Origin of the sequence: Streptomyces sp. NPDC126503, assembly GCF_040302405.1 — a bacterium.
In the GTDB taxonomy this organism is placed as follows: Bacteria; Actinomycetota; Actinomycetes; order Streptomycetales; family Streptomycetaceae; genus Streptomyces; species Streptomyces gulbargensis.
Genome location: NZ_JBEORS010000015.1, coordinates 114881 through 130793, shown reverse-complemented (window position 1 = coordinate 130793; position 15913 = coordinate 114881). Strand labels below are relative to the sequence as shown.

Below are 15913 nucleotides of genomic sequence, written 5' to 3'. Positions count from 1 at the left end.
CCGGATTGGCTGAGGCGCGCGCGTCTCAACGAGCTGCCCGGTCATCCGCGCAAGGACACGCTCGGCAACTGCGAGTTCGCCCCGCTCGGCCTTCCGCCACCCGTCTGACCAGCTGCTGTTCGAGTCCGTCCAGTTCCGCGCGACGCGCGGTGATCCGTTCCAGCAGCTCGGGTTCCAGCATGCACCGGATCGTAGAGGGGCGCCCGACCCCAGCAGGTGGGAATCGGTTGGGCGGGGAGTGCCGGGGACGGGTGGATCAGCGGGACGGGAGGGAAGCCAGAGAGCGGTCCCACTCATCAGCCGCGTGCAGCAGCGCTGCGGCGTCCAACCTGACCTCCACGACGCACTGGTGGATGTCAGCCCCATCATCGCCCTGTTGCCACGGAGGCGCCGCCTCCAGAGACAGATGAAGGCGGATCACCGCGATCCCGCTCTCAGTTCGACGGGCGAGGCTGAAAGCCACGACCGGCTCGATGAACCACGTGTCCGGCGACAGCTCGCCTTCGGCATCAGGTTCGGAGACGTCCACCGTCCCTGCGGCCACCGCGCGCAGCCAGGCGGACACCTGGCGGGCCTCATCGGTAAGCAGACACGGATCGGCGAAGGACCACTTTCCTTCAGGAGTCGCCACCGTGCCTTCGATGACCAGCCAGTTGTCGTCGTAGGAGTCGCCCCGAACGGTGGCGAACTGATAGCGCACTGGGCGGAGGTCGACACTGCTGGAGAGATCGTTCAGGAGCACTGGGCCAGAATGTCATGCGCTGGCCAGCAGCGGACTACGCCTCCAGCACACGTGCACGGGCCAGAGCACCGCCCCTGACTCTGTTTCGGAGACCATCCCGACCCTCCAGACGATCTTTTCGATGGGCTTCCGCCCACGACCAGCACGAGCACCCCAAGGACCGCCCACACCAGCCTTCTGACCTGCTCGTCAGGTTGGCGGCAGCTCAGTGGGCACTACCCGCGTGGCTCCGCCCACAATCCCGCGGCTGTCACCCGAGGTGGGCCCCCCGGTGCGGCCCGGCACCCGGAGGACAGTTCGGGATGGGGCGCGCGGGCGGGGTGGTCGGCCGGCACGGGGAGGGGATGGGCGGCCCGGCGGTAGTGCCCTCAGAGCGCCTGGGCACCGTGGCCCACGCACACCCTGTCGGCGCGGGATGAAAGCGACCCTAGCGACAGTGCGGCGCGCCCGCCGCCGCATCAGGCAGAAAGGTGAGGCGCTGCCCCAAACGGCCACTCATCATCTCCAGCCGGCGCAGACAATGGCGTTCCCGCCAGTGTCCCTAGCTCCGACGCACAGGTCGCGCCAGTCGAGCAGCCAGCCGCTAGAGCGGCAGCTCTCCTGCTGGAGGCCCAGTGCGCGGATGATCTCCGGGCGGGACAGGCCATCCTCGCTGGTGACCTTCGCGACGCGCGAGTAGCCGCCGGACCCACAGGTGGTGCCTTCGTCAACCATGCTGATGCCTGGCGGCAGTGAGGGGAGGACACGCGCCTGGCCACCTCCTCACCAGGGGTCGGTGTGGCCGAGCGGGAGGCCCGGCGGCCCACCCGTCGCCGCAGCGGCCGCGACCGTCTTCGTGACTACGGGTTTTGCTTGTCCAGCGCGCGGGTCGTGGTTCGGCAACACGTGTTCGGCCGGTGTCCGAAGTCGGCCGCGATCGAGGAAACGCGGTCGGCCGTGCTGGGCTGTGCGGGCCGGTACGGACATCCCGCAGACACGGGAACCTCCGATCTGCCAGCATGTCGCTGGGGCCGGTCGGACATCCTGGGGGTTGCTGTCATGTCGTTCTCGGCAGAGTCATACGCGGTGAAGACGCCCGACGAGCTGGACTTGATCATCGGCGCCGCGCTGCTCGCGGACGACTTCGGCGCCAAAGATTACAGCGAGTCCGAGAAGCGGGCTGCGGCTCGTCGCTGGTTCCGTGCCAATCTTGCCGAGTTCCGCTCCCTTGTGTGCGGCAATGAGGCCGTCAACCGGGCTTTCTCAAGTAAGAACAAGGACCGCAACACCCTCCTCTCCGCCCTGGCTGATGTCCTCGCGAGTAGATATGGAATGCAAGTGCCTGTAGCGGCGCTGTCCGCACAGCTTCTACATTTTGGGCTGGAGAAACTCTGCCCGTCCCTCGCAGCGATCGCCGAATGACGTGCGTCTCGCAGATGTGGTGGCAATGTCCGGCGGTGTGGCAGGCGAGGACGTCTTGGAAAACGTCCTGACGGCCGACGGCGTCGCTGCGTTGAGCGAGGCACTCACCTTCATGCGGGAGGCAGCAGGAGAGGGGCCGGACGGATATCTCTCGGTCGAAGTCGTGGACAGCAACTCCATGACCTGCCGGGCCAGGCGAATCGATGACGGCGACCAGGTGATCATCATTCCCCTCGGTGTACTCGCACGGGCCCGCGCACTCGCCCGCAGGCTGCTTCAGCACCTGGCGCTGGACGAAGTTGTTCGTGTCGTTGGGAACCCTCTGGACAGCCGGCCCGGCTGGGAAGTACTACCGGGACTGACGCCTGTATACAGCGAATATGAGGGCGCCGAGGAATCTCAATGGGATGCTCTGAAGTCATTTGACGGCGAAACGGGTGCCAGTGACCTTCGGGACTCGGAGGCACACGACGTGATGAGCATGTGCCTTTTTTATCTGGTCGTGCATGAGATGGTGCACATAAATAAGCGTCACGACAAGCTCCTGGCCCTTGCCGATGCCGGCTCCCCCTTCGTGCCTCACGATGTACTTCCGCACCTGCGTCGCGGTCTCGAGGTGCATGCCGACGTGATGGCGGCAGTCGCCCTCACGAAGTCCTTGATTACCGAGTTTCCCCTCGGGGCGAAAGGGCGTTCGAACGGAGTCTCAGCAAACAGGCTCGACACTCTTTTCGAGCGGTCGTCATTCGCCGCCTGTCTGCTGTTCAGCATGTATGACACCTATCGCGCGACAGTCTTTGACTACGATCGGGGGAATTACCCCCATCCTTTAGTCAGGTATGAACTCACACACAGCGTGACTTTAGCCGTGATCAATGACACGGCTCCATCTTTGATGGGAACCGTCACGAAAGCCACGGAAGCAGGATGGCTCAGATGTAATCAGGCCATCAGCAACCTGGAATTGGCTTGCGCGCAAGGACGATACGGCAGCCCTTCACATGGCCAGATATTCCGATGCATTCCAGTGACAGCACTAAAGTATGGAACTCCGGTGTTGTCCATGCAGACACGCATTGCCGATGAGTATCGCTTAAGCCTACTGACCGAGGAACTGCTGCGTCGAATGAATGCTGCGATGCCCGCCAGAGGCTAGGCAGCGGATGGACGTTGGCGGGGGCGTCCTCGTCGGGGGCATTCTCGATTCCACTGCGGACGGAATCGACGCACCTGCACTGTCCATCCTCAGCTTGGGCCTGAATCCCGCCGGGGTTCCCGACGGTCCCTTCACCGGCCCGGCCCACATCCGGCGCCCAGAACGCTCGCGGGCGTGCCTTCGGTCCGCGGTCAGGCGCCGTGCACGGGCAGCCGGAGTCCGACCGGTGCTCACCGTGTGGGTTCTTTCCCGGTATCGGCGCGGTGGTCCGGGTTCTCGGTGTGCTGGGCGAGGAAGCGGGCGTGGCCGCGGTCCGCGCGGGCGAGCAGGGCCGAAGAGGGGAAGCCGTAGGCGGGCTGGCGCAGGCCAGGGCCCGCGGGGGCCGGGAGGGTGGTGTCCGTGGACGCGCTCAAAGGGGGCTCCGCCTATCTGACCGGTGATGGGGCGCTACCGCAGTCAGGCTACGCAGATACGGGCCGCACCCTCTACACCCACACCTGCCCACGCAGAGCGCGCCCCGCCCCGCCCGGTGAACGGCCACCACACGAGTACCGCGACCGCAGCCGCAGCCCCGGACCGGCCGGGCGGCCGGGGCGCAGCGGCCGGGCGGGCGGCCGGGGCGCAGCGGCCGGGCGGGACGGGCCTCGGCAAGGCGGGCCGGGGCAGAGCAAGGCGGAGCGGGGGCGGGGCGGGCAGGAGCGCTTCTCCGGTGAGACCGATCGCCCGCTCAGTCGACTCCCTGCCGATTCGCCCGCGCCGACACGGTTCGGGCCGCTATGCCTGTGCTTCGTGATCACGAACATGGTGCGCGGTCTGGCCGCGCTCTCTCTCGCCCTGTCCTCGTTCGCCGTCCCCGTCTCGGCCCACGCCACCCCGGCGGGCACCTCCACGGCCGTTGGGGACCTGAGCGCTCCCGCAGCACCGGCGGCGGCCGGGCGGGCGTTCCCGCTGAGCTACGCGGTCGGCCAGATCGTCGTGGCCGACGAGTCCCGGGCCGGGTACACCCGCGACAAGTTCCGGCACTGGAACGCCGGCCTGGACCCGGCCGACGGCTGCAACACCCGTGCGGAAGTGCTCCTGGCCGAAGCGACCGAGGCACCGGCCGTCGCGGCCGGCTGCAAACTGGCCGGCGGCGAGTGGCTGTCGTACTACGACGAGCAGGAGGTCACCGACCCCGGGAAGCTCGACATCGACCACATGGTCCCCCTCGCGGAAGCGTGGGACTCCGGCGCGAGCGCCTGGACGCCGGCGCGGCGGGAGGCGTACGCCAACGACCAGGACGCCGCCGCCTCCCTCCTCGCCGTCACCGCGCGGACGAACCGTCAGAATGCCGACCAGGACCCCGCCACGTGGATGCCGCACGCCCCGGGCGCGACCTGCCGGTACCTCGCCGAATGGACCGCGACCAAGCTCCGCTGGGGCCTTACCGCCGACCAGGCCGAGACCGACGCCATCAACGTCTACGCCGTCGGCCCCTGCCAGACGAGGTCGTCATCGATTACCTTAAGAACGGCTGGAAGACCGCCCGCGACCAGGATGATCGGGCTTGCATCCCGAGGTCGACGATAATGCCGAAGAGAAGCATCTTCTTCACCTTCCCGAGGAGTTCCTGGCCCACCGCTGTGCGGCCAGCGAAAGCCTGGAGGGGGTCGGGCTCCAACGCCTTCAAGGACAGTTTGACCTCCGAGTCGAAGGTGTCGAACTGGAGAAACTCGCACGAGGCCGGCCGCCCCACTCACGAACGTCGCCGCCCGTGGGGCAGCCAGTTCGGATGTTGATCGCGCCTCAGTGCTGGATTAGGCCGCCGACCGGGACGGCAGCGACGTGGCCGGTCGGCGGAAGCGTCTGCGCCAGAGCGAGGCCGACGTCGACCAGCGATGACCGGCGCAGGCGAGCGACATCGGGAATCGGAGTCCAGACCGACTCGGCGATTTCACCGTTCGGCTCCGGCCGCAACTGGCCGCCGGTGATACGAACCTGGTAGAAGACGCCGACATTCTGATGCTCGGGCAGGCCGGGCAAAGGGCGGTCGGCCGCGGGGATCACCCTGGAGTCCACGCCCAGCAGGCGTTCGACCACCGCATCGCAGCCGGTCTCCTCAGCGACCTCCCGAATCACCGCGTCGAACGGATCCTCCGCATGCTCGACCCTGCCACCCGGAAGGGTCCAGTTGCTCTCGCCCTTCGGCGGGATGTGACGGGCGAGCAGTACCCGCCCGCCCTCGATGCACACGGCGTACGCAGCCAGCCGGAAACTCATTCCCCCCGCACCTCCCACCGGACCCTATCCCGACGTCCAAGATCCACGCAGCGCCATGAGCGCAGAATGAAGCCAGATCAAATTTTTACGCCTGGAGCCGCTTCAGTTCGAGTCGGCCAAGTGGGCCCTGGAGGGCCAGATCACCGGTCACCTCGGCTATGACGAGCATGATGCCGGGGGCCGGAACAGCGGTTCAGTCTAGGTCGACGGCCCGGCGGCGGTTCGCCGGCCGGGGCCGGGGCGCTGGGTGGATGGCCAGGTTGTGCCAAGCGCGTGCGCGGTGCGCAGGACCATGGCGTCGTGGTGGCGGGCTGCGATGAGTTGCAGTCCGATGGGGAGACCGTCTTCGTCCAGGCCGCAGGGCAGCGTCGCGGCGGGCTGCTGGGTGAGATTGAAGGGGTAGGTGAAGGGCGTCCAGCTCATCCAGTCGTTGTATGTCGATCGCGGTGGTACGTCCGTGCCGGCCTCGAAGGCCGTCAGCGGAAGGGTCGGGGTGACCAGTAGGTCGTAGGTCGTGTGGAACCGCCCCATGTGGTAGCCGAGGATTGTACGGATGTGGTCTGCCGCGAGATAGTCCAAGGCGCTGAAGCGGGCGCCGCACTCGGCTGCCTCGCGCAGTCCCGGGTCGAGCAGATTGCGCTGGTCTGCGGTCAGGTGCTGTGTCGCGTGGGCTGATGAGCTGAACCACAGGGTGCGAAAGGCGTCCGCCGGGTCGGGAAGATCGGGATCCGCCTCCTCGACATGCGCACCAAGGTCGGCCAGATGGTGCACAGCGGCGTGTACCGCGGAGGCGATCGCAGGACGCACCGCTGCCCGGCCGCCGAGGGAGGGGGAGTAGGCGATGCGCAGCCCTTCGACACCCAGACGCAGACAGTCCGACAGCGGTGATACCGGACCCATCTGGGAGCCGTCACGCCAGTCCTCACCGCTGATGGCATCGAGGAGCAGTGCCGCGTCCGCCGCGTCGCGTGCCATGGGCCCCAGATGTGCGAGGGAGCCGTACGGGCTGTGCGGGTGGATCGGCACCCTGCCGTAGGTGGGTTTCAATCCGACGATGCCGCAGAACGAGGCGGGGATACGGATCGATCCGCCGGCATCCGTGCCGATGGACAGAGGGCCGGCTCCAAGCGCGACGGCTGCGGCGGAGCCGCCGCTGGACCCGCCCGAGGTGCGGGACGGGTCGCAAGGATTGCGGGTGATGCCGGTCAGGGGTGAGTCGGTGACGGGTTTCCATCCGAACTCAGATGTCGTGGTCTTGCCCAGAAGCACGGCCCCGTGAGCACGCAGCCGGGTCACACACGGCGCGTCCTCGTCCGATGAGACGCGCGGCGACACCGTGCACGAGCCGCGCAGCGTGGGACCACCCGCCTGGAGCAACAAGTCCTTGACCGAGACGGGCACCCCGTCGAGCAGCCCCTGCGGCTCACCGCGTCGCCAGCGCTCCTCGGAGGCCGCCGCTGCGCGGAGCGCCGCCTCGGCATCCACCCGCACGAACGCGTTGACCAGAGGCTGCACCACGTCGATGCGGTCCAGCACCGCCCGGGTCACCTCCACGGGCGAGAAGTCGCCGCGTCCATAGCCGGCCAGCAGTCCAAAGGCCGTCAGGCCGGTAAGAAGCGTCGGCTCCGTCATACCGCGAGGGCTACCACTACTCGCGGGCGCATACACCTCCCAGCCCGCCAGGGAGGAGGAGACCAGTCGGCCGGGCCGGGGCCGGCGCACGCCCGGCACCCGCAGGCCGTGACAGCTCTGGGCAACCCGTCAGAAGCAGCTCGTGGGGCACTGACGCTGGCAGTGGTCCGTGCCGAGCTGGAACGGATCGTGACGTCCTGCCAGACGCACGGTCCCCCACCTCCACTACCTCGACGGACGCGAGCTGCTCGGCCCGAACGAGGCGGACGATCTGACCAACGGCCTTCACCCCACCGCCGCCGCGTACCGCCGGATGGGCAAGCACTTCGCCGCCCGCGCCTTCACGAGCGGCAGTCCCTTCCACTGAACCGCTCACACCCCTCCCTCCTGCCGGGGAGGGCACTCCTCCGCTCCCCCGGCGAGCGGCACGGGGACTCGCCGGAGGAAGGGAACGAGAGGGCGGCCCGGTGCTATTGCCCCCCCCAGAGCGCCGTCTGGGCACCGGGCCTGGCCCAACGCGCACCATGTCGGCGCGGTGACAGCGACCCCAGCGACTCCCACCCGGGGGTGCGGTGGAGATGCGGACGAGCGCGCCGGCCCTGCCCGGTGGCCCGCGCCAGGCTCCAGCGATGTGGCTCGATGACCGGTGGAATCGGCGTCCGGGTTGACGGCGTCCTGCGCTTGTTGTTCGGCGTGCTCTCAGTGGCCGCGGATGTCACGGCTGAGGTCGGCGCAGAGCATGTCGACGGCCTGCGGTGTCACGTGCGGCATGGCCACCAGGTGGGCACGGTCACCTTGGGTGGCCAGGTGCCAGGTGGCGCAGGTTGATGCGTCGGGTCGGTCGAAGGTGACGGTGAGGGCGCCGGGGAAGCGCTCGGGGCGCGCGCCCACCGCCGTGAGGGCTTCGGTGGCGTACTGCGCGGTCTGCTGGCAGCGGCTGACGGTCTGTCGTAGGCCTCGGGTGCCCATTTCGCGCAGCCGGCACCACAGCAAGGCGGCGGCCAGGCCGCTGCGGGAGCAGCCCAGGGTGTGGTCGTCGGCGCCGAGGTACTGGCCGGTCGGCTGTGGCGGCACGAACCGCTGGTGCGTCAGGACGATGCCGCACGGCACGGGGCAGCCGAGGAGTTTGTGGCCGCTCACGGACACGCTGTCGGCGCCGTGGGCGAGGTTCCAGGCGGGCTGGGGGCGGGTGAAGGCGGCCACCAGGCCTCCCAGGGCGGCGTCGGTGTGGAGGTGGACGCCTCCTGCCTGGCTGGCGGCGTTCCGCAGTGCGGGCAGGTCGTCGACGGCTCCGCGCATCACCGTGCCGATCGTAGCCACGACCGCCGCGCCGTCGCTGCGGCCTCCGTTCGTCCTCCGGGCGTGGTGGCACAGGCGTGCCAGTGCTGCCGGGTCCATCGTTCCGTCGTCGCGGCAGGGCACGGTGACGGTTTCCATGCGGAGGATGGCGGCTGCCTTGCGGACGCTGTGGTGGGCGTCGGCCGAGAGGTAGACCGGTGCTCGGGGGAATCTGTGCCGTGCGACGAACAGGCCGAACAGGATGCCTTCGCTGCCGGAGGCGGTGACGTATCCGTAGGTGTCCCGGTCTGCGCCCGCGATGTCGGTGAACCAGGACAGCACCGCTTGCTCGAAGGCTTTGGCATCGTTTCCCGAGTCGTCGTGGGTCGACGGGTCACCGGCATTGTTGATCATCATGGACAGCAGGCTGTGGGCGGGTGAGGCATCCCAGGCAAGGTTGGCCGGAAAGCCCAGCATGCGCGGCGCCTGCCGCCGCAGATCCCCCACCATAGCCGTCACCACAGGCCACACGTCTTCGGCGGTGGCCCCTTCCTCCCTGATCCGCAACACGCTGTTCACACACGGTTACTACCCGAGGGTGGAACGCATTACTCCGCACTTCGCATCGGCATCCCCAGGCCGATGACCTGGACTGCCCCCGCGAACACGAAAAGGACCAGGACCCCTCGACGTAGATGCCGCCCGCCCCGGGCGCGACATGCCGCCACCTCGCCGAGTGGACCGCGGCGAAACTCCGCTGGGGCCTTGCCGTCGAGCAGGCCGCGATTGACGCGACCAACGTCTACGCCGTCGGCCCCCCCCGCCGCCAGACGACCGTCGTCCACTACACCACCGCCCCGTAACGCAGCCGGCATCGGTTCTGACCCTCCCGGCATCACCCCCCGAACGGGCCGCGATCCCGGAGATCAACCGCGGGGAGATCCCGGTGAGCGCCGCTCGGTCGCACGGTGCCCCCAGACGGCGTGGGCCACGGCGTATGCCAGGCGGGGATCCACTGTCGCGCGCCCGTGAGGGGCCGAGGGGCCGGAACGTGACAACGACGGGGCCGGTCGTTGCACCCGGCATGATCAACCACCGCACCGCCACCGTCACGGCCCTGGCCGCCGCTGCCCCGGGCGCCCCTCTCGCCGTCGTCGCTCCCGCCTTCGCCGGCGGGATCGGCGACGTCCTCGCACCCGCCTTCGCAACCTCCTGCGCCAACCAGCACACCGGCGCCTACGCCACCGGGAACACCACCCACGGCACCGGCACCGCCGCCGGCAACCTCGCCGGCCTCCCCCTCGGCAGCCCCCTCAACCAATGCGGAGGCGCCGACCTCAACCTCAAGAACCTCGAATGTGTGAGCGTGCAGGACATCAACGTGATTCAGATTGTCGACGTCGAAATTCCACTCACCAAGACGAGGAGGTGTGATTCTCGGCTAGCCGGCTGATGCCCCGGCAGGGCGACGCAGGGAACGCCCGGGCCGGCGAGGCTGGGTCCGGGCCGGCACCACCGCGGCCACCGGTGTCCTCGTCTGGTCGGCGGCCCCCTGCGGGAGGGCTACGCCGTGCGTGGCGGTTCTCCCCCGGGACGGTGACCGCCGCACGGCGCTGACCACGCCGGGGTCGTACCCCCATCAGATGCCGGAGCCGTACCCGGGATCGGGCGCCTCTGTTCGGCGCCGTAGAGGCCGCTGAACACTCCTGGCAATCGGCACCCAAGGGTGGGTTTCAGGCGCTCACAGCGCCATACAGGCCCCCTCACGGACGTGATGCGGCAGCACCTCACCGGGGGACGGCGGGGAGGGGGCCCGGCGCCGGGTCCGGGACGGCAGCGGCCTGCTCCGCGCGCTGGCGCCGGCGGTGCCGTGAGTCCTCGGGGCAGCCCACCGCGTCGCAGACGATCCGCTGCTGAACCAGCGACAGCTCCCCCTCGTACAACGGCTCCAGGGGCGGCACGATGCCGGCCGCGGAAGCCGGGTCCCACCCCGCACTGACGCGCACGTCCTTCTCCTGCTGGGAGATCAACCGCAGCGCGATGTCCGTGAGCGCCATGCGGTCGCGGTGCCACCAGACGGCGTGGGCGGCGGCGTCATGCCGGGCGGAGTCCATCGTGGCGTGCACGAACCGGCCCCGCGCCGGGCAGGCCCGGTAGATCCAGACGATCCCCACATCCAACTGCATCCCGGTCTCGACCACACCCCATGCGTCCATGCCCGGAACAACGAGCGGGCCCCGGCCCGGGAGACGCACCCGTACTTCACCCGCCCGGGGTGGTTCCAGGGTCGGTCGGACCAGGACCGAGACGGCGGCACCCCGGCGGTGCCGGGGCGTCGGACTGGGCGGTCCACTCACCGGCCGCCGCCCGCTCCGCGGCGGTCAGGGCGCGGGGGTCGCGGGCGGGTGTGTCGGGCAGGTGGGGGCCGGGGCCGAGGGCCCGGCGGCGATGGGATCTGCTCACCGCCCCAGTCCGGCGAAAGGGGGCCGGCCCCCGCCTCGGGGCGGACAGGAATCCGGAGAAGAAGGGGCCGGCCCGGCAATACCGCCCCCAGAACGCGCCGGGCACCGGGCCTCACCCGTGCACGCCATACCAGCGCAGGCTGACAGCGGCCCCAGCGACTCCCATCCCGGGGTGCGGTGGGGATGCGGGCGGGCGAGGAGCTGCTGATGGTCGGCGCCCCTCCCCGTTCCTGGCGGGGAGCGCCGCTCGTTCGGGTGGTTGCAAGGTGGCTGGTGGCTTGGCTCCGTTACCGTGCGGTCATGAGCGAGCCGTACGCCCAGGGCGAGGACCATCCGGCATGTGGGATCTGCCCGTCGAAGCGTCTGCCTCGCGAAGGGTTCGTCGTGTATTCGCGCCCCTCGTGGGAGTGCCCGTTCGACGTGGCCGACGGCTTCCGCTACACCCTGGGCGACCGGACGCCGGCGTGTGTACACCCGGACAAGGTGGGGTTGGAGCCGGACCGGGTCGCCCCGCCGCCCCGGACGGAGCGGGAGCCCGTGCCGGAGGCTACGGCGCGGCGTAGTCGATGGCGCTGGTCATTCCGCGGTCGGTGATGCCGATGGTGGCGTACGCGGTGTCGAGGATCTGGCGGCGCCGCTCGGCCTCGGCGGCCGGGATCCAGTAGCGCTCGTTGACCGGGCCGAAGGCCGCCTCGCACGCCTGGTGCGTGAAGTCGCCGGTGTCCCACGGCGTGGCGACGGTGTGCTCGTTGACGGTGGAGTGGACGAACAGGTGTCCGGTGCGCTGCTGGATGCGGGACAGGGTGGTGAACTGGGCGCACAGCGCGTGGCAGGTGACGTCGACCGGCACGGGCTCGGGAAGCTCGGCGAGCAGCTCGTCAGCGGTCAGCTCGTAGACGGCGGTCTTGAGCGCCATCACCCTGAGCGCAGTGTCCAGGAGGGGCCCGGCGTCGCGGGCGACGCTGTAGGTGCTGATGAGCGGGCCGCCGTAGAAGTCGTCCCAGTCGGACGAGTAGCGGGCGCAGCCGTCGAGGACGACTCCCATCTCGGTGTCGGCCTGCCAGGCGGCGTGGATCTCGTGGGCCCGCGCGGCGACGGCGGCGGGGGCGGGAAGTGCGGGTGCGATGGTCACGGATCTTCCCTTTCGTCGGTGGTGCTCGGGTGGTGGCCGTGTCCCCGGGGGTTGGCGGGGCACCCCGGGGACACGGCGGTTCAGTGGGCCACCGGCGGGCGGATGTTGCCGGGCGCGATGGCGAGCGGGACGGTCTGGCCGGCGGTGCGGATGTAGGCGCGGCGGGTCCAGGTGGGGGCGCCGGTGTGAGTGGGCAGTTGTTCGCAGCGGATGGCGAGGAGCTCGCCCTCGGTGCCGGATGCGATGTCGTGCACGGTGCGGCCGACCAGGTCCTCGCCGCTGCCGGTGGCCAGGGACATCATCCGGGCGGCTCCGCAGTTTCCTGCTCGTCGTCGGTGAGGCGGGCGAGGAAGCGGTCGAGTCCGGCTTCGGCCCGGGCGACCAGTTCGGGCGAGGGGATGCCGTAGTCGGGCTGCTGTTGCGGAGCGTGCCGGCGCGGCGGCGGTGAAGGATCGAGGTGCGTCATCGGTCTCGCTCCCGGGCGTCAACACGGTGAGGATCTCGGTCCCCGTGAGTACGTTGCGGAGTTGACCGTACGGGCGGCCGGGGTGGGGTAACACTGACCGTGGGTACGAGTTTTCCCTTCACCTTCCGATTGGGAGGCGGCCCTGCGATGGGCAGGCAACTACCACCGAAAGCACCGTCCGTGGCCGGGTTCGTGCTGCGCTTGGCCCGGGAGGCCGCGCCCCTGACGCAGGACCGGCTCGCCCAGGAGCTCGGTGTCGACACCGGCACGGTGCAGGGCTGGGAGTCCGGCCGGCGGCCGCTGGCGAACGTGAAGGCCGGAAGGCTGCTGGAGCTGCGGCGCCGTCTGCCCGCGCTCGCCGGTCGCCTCCCGCCGGCCAGGCGCGGCCCGGCACCGGTGTCCCCGGCCCTTCCCGCGGGCCTGCGCGGGACGGTCTTCACGCACCTGCGGGAGGCGACAGAGCGGGCGTTGCGGCAGGGCGAGGCGGGGGCGCTGCTGCACCGCCAGGCCCTGTATCTGGCCTCGTACGACCGGGGCGGGGAGGCGGCCGCATGGACCCGCGCGGCGCTGCACCGCGGCCGTGACGGTCTCGCGCGTCGGGGCTTCTCGCCTCGCTGGGCCGGGGCGCGGTCGACCGCGACGGCGCTCGCCCGCCAGGGCGACCCGCAGCCCCTGCTCGATTTCATCGATCGTGCTCTGGCGGACGACGACGTCGCCGAGGCGGCGAACCTGAACTACTGAGCGTACTGGGTCGGCGCTCTCGGGACTGCCCAGCCGGACGACACCTTCATGGCGGACCGGGCCCTCGCCGGGTGGGATCCGGTGACCCTGCTGCGGGGTCTCGCCCGCGGGGCACACGGCGCCGGGGTACGTCGACCTGTACGCCCACACTCTCTGGGCGTTGATGGTCCGCTTCCCGTGGCTGCCGCAGGCCGCCGGGCCGTTGGCCGGCCCGCTGCGTGAGCGGACCGGCCAGTTGTTGGACGGGGCGGAGCTGTCGGCACGATCCCGGCGGGAGCTGGGCAGTGTCCACTACGGTCTCGATCACACCCGCTGACGCATCGGAGGACCCTATGGCCGACGACGACACCACCCGCGACACCGCCCGGGGCACCGCGAGCTTCATCTCTGAGCTCGGCGTCCTCAAGAAGGTGGCGCGGACCGGCTGGTGGTTCACCGGCAACCCACAGCCCGAGTCCGTTGCCGAGCACTCCTTCCGCGTCGCAGCCGTCGGGGCGATCCTCGCCATGATGGAAGGCGCCGACGCCGGCCGGGTCGCGCTCATGTGCACCTTCCACGACTCCCAGGAGACCCGGATCGGGGACATCCCCCACATCGGCCGCCGATACATCAAGGCCGCCGAGAACGGGGAGGTGACCGCCGACCAGGTCGTCAACGCCCACCCCGCCGTCCGGGCCGGCGTACAGACGGCGGTCGACGAGTACGAGGCCCGCGAGACGATGGAAGCGCAGGTCGCGCGCGACGCCGACAAACTCGAATGCCTCTTCCAGGCCCTGGAGTACCGCGAGCAGGGCTACACCCTCACACAGAACTGGATCGACACCTCCCTCGCCTCGCTCACCACCACATCGGCAAAGGCCCTGGCGGAAGCGGCACTGACCGGCACGTCCCTGGACTGGCAGAACAACATCCGCCCCTGAACCGCCCAGACGCTCGGCGAAGGACGGGTCCGGTCGGCGTGCAGCAGGATCCCGTCCTTCCTGCGGACGGTGTCTTCGTAGTGCCCCACGTGAGCCGGGGCGTGGGCGGCCCCAGCGGGACACCTGATCCGCGAACGGCTGCGGCCGGCGGGATCCACCCCGTACGACCCTCGGCTGACATGTGGTCAGCCGAGCGGGCGATGAGGCCGCATCGATCTTGCGGCCTCGGAATGACGACCGGGCGGCTGTCAAAGCGAAGGATGGGTCGCGTTCCTCCAGTCAACTCCCTCTCCGAAAAGGAGATCGTCATGGCTTCGCTGCCGCTGCCTGCTCGGCGCACCGCCACCGCTACCGTCACGGCCCTGGTGGCCGGGCTCACCCTGTGCACCTCGTCCATCGCCTCGTCCGCCGAGCAGCGCACGGACCACCGCCGGCCTGGCGCGGCGCGGATTGTCGGTAGCGGGGACTTTGTACTGCCGTACCTGAACGACAACGATGTACGCTCCTTCAGCTTCGACGCGGTGGCCGCCCCGTACAGCACGCCGCGGCCCGGGCTTCCCACGGGGCTGCCCGTCGACGCGCGCGGGACGGTACGCATCTCGCACCACTCGGCCGACCAGAACGTCACCTATACCTTCGACGGCCAAGTGGAGTGCCTGGTCACCGGCCCGAACACGGCGACGGTCACGGCCCTCATCACGAAGGTCAGCCACGAGGAGACCGGCCTGCTCGGCAAGCGCGTCGGACTGAGCGTGCACGACGGCGGAAAGGGCGGCAAGGCCGATCGGGTGGGCTTCTCGTGGAACGGGGTGAACCTGCTGCCGAACGGTGAGGACGCCGAGGTCGGCACCTGTATGGCCCCGGCCCCGTACGCCCCCGTCGTCAAGGGCGGCTACACCGTCACCCACGCCGAACTGGCACCGTTCCCCCGCCCGTAGGAGGCGTGCGCCACGGCCCGCCCCGCGCGACGCGCCGACCTCCACCAGGGCCTGCTCGAATGGTCTGCAGCCTCATATCCTCCGCCGCCTCCGAACCTCATTCTGAAACGATCAGTTAGTCGTCCGGAGCGGGACGGCGGCGGCAGGAGGGGCACGTACGCGTGGCGCCCGACGGCCGTGCACATGGCGCCCTGCGTGCGCGCCGTGGCGACAGAACGTGCACGATCACTGGAGGAGCCCTGTGGCAGATGCCGATGGCCCGTGCCCCTATCCGTTCAGTGAGCCGCACCGCCTGGACCTGGACCCGGCGTATGCCGAGCTGCACCAAGCCGGTGTGTGTCTGCTGCGGGTGAGCCTGCCCTACGGCGAGTCGGCCTGGCTGGCGGTCGGCTACGAGGGGGCCACGACGGTGCTGGGTGATCCTCGCTTCAGCCGCGCCGCCGCGGCAGGGCGGGATCAGCCGCGTACCCGGGCCCACGTGCTGAACGGCGAGGCGACCATCATGGGCTGGACCGGCCCCTGCCGCCTGCAGTCGGTAGGAGTCTTCGAACCTGCTGGTTTCGCCGCGCGAAGAGGGCCGGGTGGCCCGTCTGGCGACGTGCCGGTGTTGGCGGCGGCCGACACATACGGTCGTTACGGGGAACGGCGGGCGACACGGTGAACCGCAGGTGAGACAGCCCTCCTGTGGCTATGCAGCCGCTGCCGGGCCCGCGCCGCACACGGAGAATCGGTCCGGCTCCCGCTGTATGCGCAGCGGTCACTGCGCCCCCACCGGCCCGAGCGGCG

19 protein-coding genes are annotated in these 15913 nt (G+C 70.0%); 10 read left to right on the top strand and 9 right to left on the bottom strand.

Annotated elements, in window-relative coordinates:
* Positions 1-256: 256 nt before the first annotated feature.
* The gene (locus ABTY40_RS20505; RefSeq protein ID WP_352060822.1) at positions 257-742 is read right to left on the bottom strand and encodes a WapI family immunity protein; all 486 of its coding nucleotides are present in this window, start codon (positions 740-742) and stop codon (positions 257-259) included.
* A gap of 1065 nt (positions 743-1807) precedes the next feature.
* Here ABTY40_RS20505 and ABTY40_RS20500 point away from each other — a divergent pair.
* Together ABTY40_RS20500 and ABTY40_RS20495 are read left to right on the top strand one after the other, a co-directional pair.
* Entirely contained in the window at positions 1808-2143 is a 336-nt protein-coding gene (locus ABTY40_RS20500; protein ID WP_352060821.1) for a hypothetical protein, read from the top strand.
* A 1-nt stretch (position 2144) separates the two neighbouring features.
* Positions 2145-3299, top strand: coding sequence for a hypothetical protein (locus ABTY40_RS20495; RefSeq protein WP_352060820.1), 1155 nt, complete (start codon positions 2145-2147; stop codon positions 3297-3299).
* A gap of 230 nt (positions 3300-3529) precedes the next feature.
* On the opposite strand, the gene ABTY40_RS20490 is transcribed toward ABTY40_RS20495, so the two are convergent.
* A complete protein-coding gene (locus ABTY40_RS20490; RefSeq protein WP_352060819.1) occupies positions 3530-3712 on the bottom strand; it encodes a hypothetical protein in 183 nt (60 codons plus the stop codon).
* 376 nt (positions 3713-4088) lie between these two features.
* Here ABTY40_RS20490 and ABTY40_RS20485 point away from each other — a divergent pair, with 376 nt between their 5' ends.
* On the top strand, positions 4089-4868 hold the full coding sequence (locus ABTY40_RS20485; protein WP_352060818.1) for an HNH endonuclease family protein: 780 nt from the start codon (positions 4089-4091) through the stop codon (positions 4866-4868).
* 216 nt (positions 4869-5084) lie between these two features.
* On the opposite strand, the gene ABTY40_RS20480 is transcribed toward ABTY40_RS20485, so the two are convergent.
* From ABTY40_RS20480 to ABTY40_RS20470, 3 genes are all read right to left on the bottom strand, one after another.
* Positions 5085-5558 (bottom strand): NUDIX hydrolase, encoded by a 474-nt coding sequence (locus ABTY40_RS20480; protein WP_352060817.1) that lies wholly within the window; start codon positions 5556-5558, stop codon positions 5085-5087.
* Between the two features lie 198 nt (positions 5559-5756).
* Positions 5757-7190: an amidase gene (locus ABTY40_RS20475; RefSeq protein WP_352060816.1), complete on the bottom strand. Its 1434-nt coding sequence runs from the start codon at positions 7188-7190 to the stop codon at positions 5757-5759.
* Between the two features lie 699 nt (positions 7191-7889).
* Positions 7890-8885, bottom strand: coding sequence for an aminotransferase class I/II-fold pyridoxal phosphate-dependent enzyme (locus tag ABTY40_RS20470; protein ID WP_352060815.1), 996 nt, complete (start codon positions 8883-8885; stop codon positions 7890-7892).
* A 278-nt stretch (positions 8886-9163) separates the two neighbouring features.
* Between ABTY40_RS20470 and ABTY40_RS20465 the strand changes: the two genes are divergently transcribed.
* Complete coding sequence (locus tag ABTY40_RS20465) at positions 9164-9331, top strand: hypothetical protein (protein WP_352060814.1); 168 nt, start codon at positions 9164-9166, stop codon at positions 9329-9331.
* Between the two features lie 221 nt (positions 9332-9552).
* Complete coding sequence (locus tag ABTY40_RS20460; protein ID WP_352060813.1) at positions 9553-9921, top strand: chaplin family protein; 369 nt, start codon at positions 9553-9555, stop codon at positions 9919-9921.
* A gap of 334 nt (positions 9922-10255) precedes the next feature.
* Here the strand turns inward: ABTY40_RS20460 and ABTY40_RS20455 are convergent, their stop codons facing one another.
* From ABTY40_RS20455 to ABTY40_RS20440, 4 genes are all read right to left on the bottom strand, one after another.
* Positions 10256-10684 (bottom strand): hypothetical protein, encoded by a 429-nt coding sequence (locus ABTY40_RS20455; protein ID WP_352060812.1) that lies wholly within the window; start codon positions 10682-10684, stop codon positions 10256-10258.
* Between the two features lie 793 nt (positions 10685-11477).
* Positions 11478-12062, bottom strand: a complete 585-nt coding sequence (locus ABTY40_RS20450) for a hypothetical protein (protein ID WP_352060811.1) — start codon at positions 12060-12062, stop codon at positions 11478-11480.
* 80 nt (positions 12063-12142) lie between these two features.
* Positions 12143-12364: a hypothetical protein gene (locus ABTY40_RS20445; protein ID WP_352060810.1), complete on the bottom strand. Its 222-nt coding sequence runs from the start codon at positions 12362-12364 to the stop codon at positions 12143-12145.
* Positions 12361-12528 (bottom strand): hypothetical protein, encoded by a 168-nt coding sequence (locus ABTY40_RS20440; RefSeq protein WP_352060809.1) that lies wholly within the window; start codon positions 12526-12528, stop codon positions 12361-12363. Before ABTY40_RS20440 ends, ABTY40_RS20445 begins: the two co-directional genes overlap by 4 nt.
* Positions 12529-12708: 180 nt before the next feature.
* On the opposite strand from ABTY40_RS20440, the gene ABTY40_RS20435 reads away from it, so the two are divergent.
* The 5 genes from ABTY40_RS20435 (at position 12709) to ABTY40_RS20415 (ending at position 15788) form a co-directional block, all read left to right on the top strand.
* Positions 12709-13269, top strand: coding sequence for a helix-turn-helix domain-containing protein (locus ABTY40_RS20435; protein ID WP_352060808.1), 561 nt, complete (start codon positions 12709-12711; stop codon positions 13267-13269).
* A gap of 163 nt (positions 13270-13432) precedes the next feature.
* The gene (locus tag ABTY40_RS20430) at positions 13433-13585 is read left to right on the top strand and encodes a hypothetical protein (RefSeq protein ID WP_352060807.1); all 153 of its coding nucleotides are present in this window, start codon (positions 13433-13435) and stop codon (positions 13583-13585) included.
* Positions 13586-13601: 16 nt separating this feature from the next.
* A complete protein-coding gene (locus ABTY40_RS20425; RefSeq protein ID WP_352060806.1) occupies positions 13602-14189 on the top strand; it encodes an HD domain-containing protein in 588 nt (195 codons plus the stop codon).
* A gap of 308 nt (positions 14190-14497) precedes the next feature.
* The gene (locus ABTY40_RS20420) at positions 14498-15127 is read left to right on the top strand and encodes a hypothetical protein (RefSeq protein ID WP_352060805.1); all 630 of its coding nucleotides are present in this window, start codon (positions 14498-14500) and stop codon (positions 15125-15127) included.
* 241 nt (positions 15128-15368) lie between these two features.
* The gene (locus ABTY40_RS20415) at positions 15369-15788 is read left to right on the top strand and encodes a hypothetical protein (RefSeq protein WP_352060804.1); all 420 of its coding nucleotides are present in this window, start codon (positions 15369-15371) and stop codon (positions 15786-15788) included.
* The last annotated feature ends 125 nt before the right edge of the window (positions 15789-15913 follow it).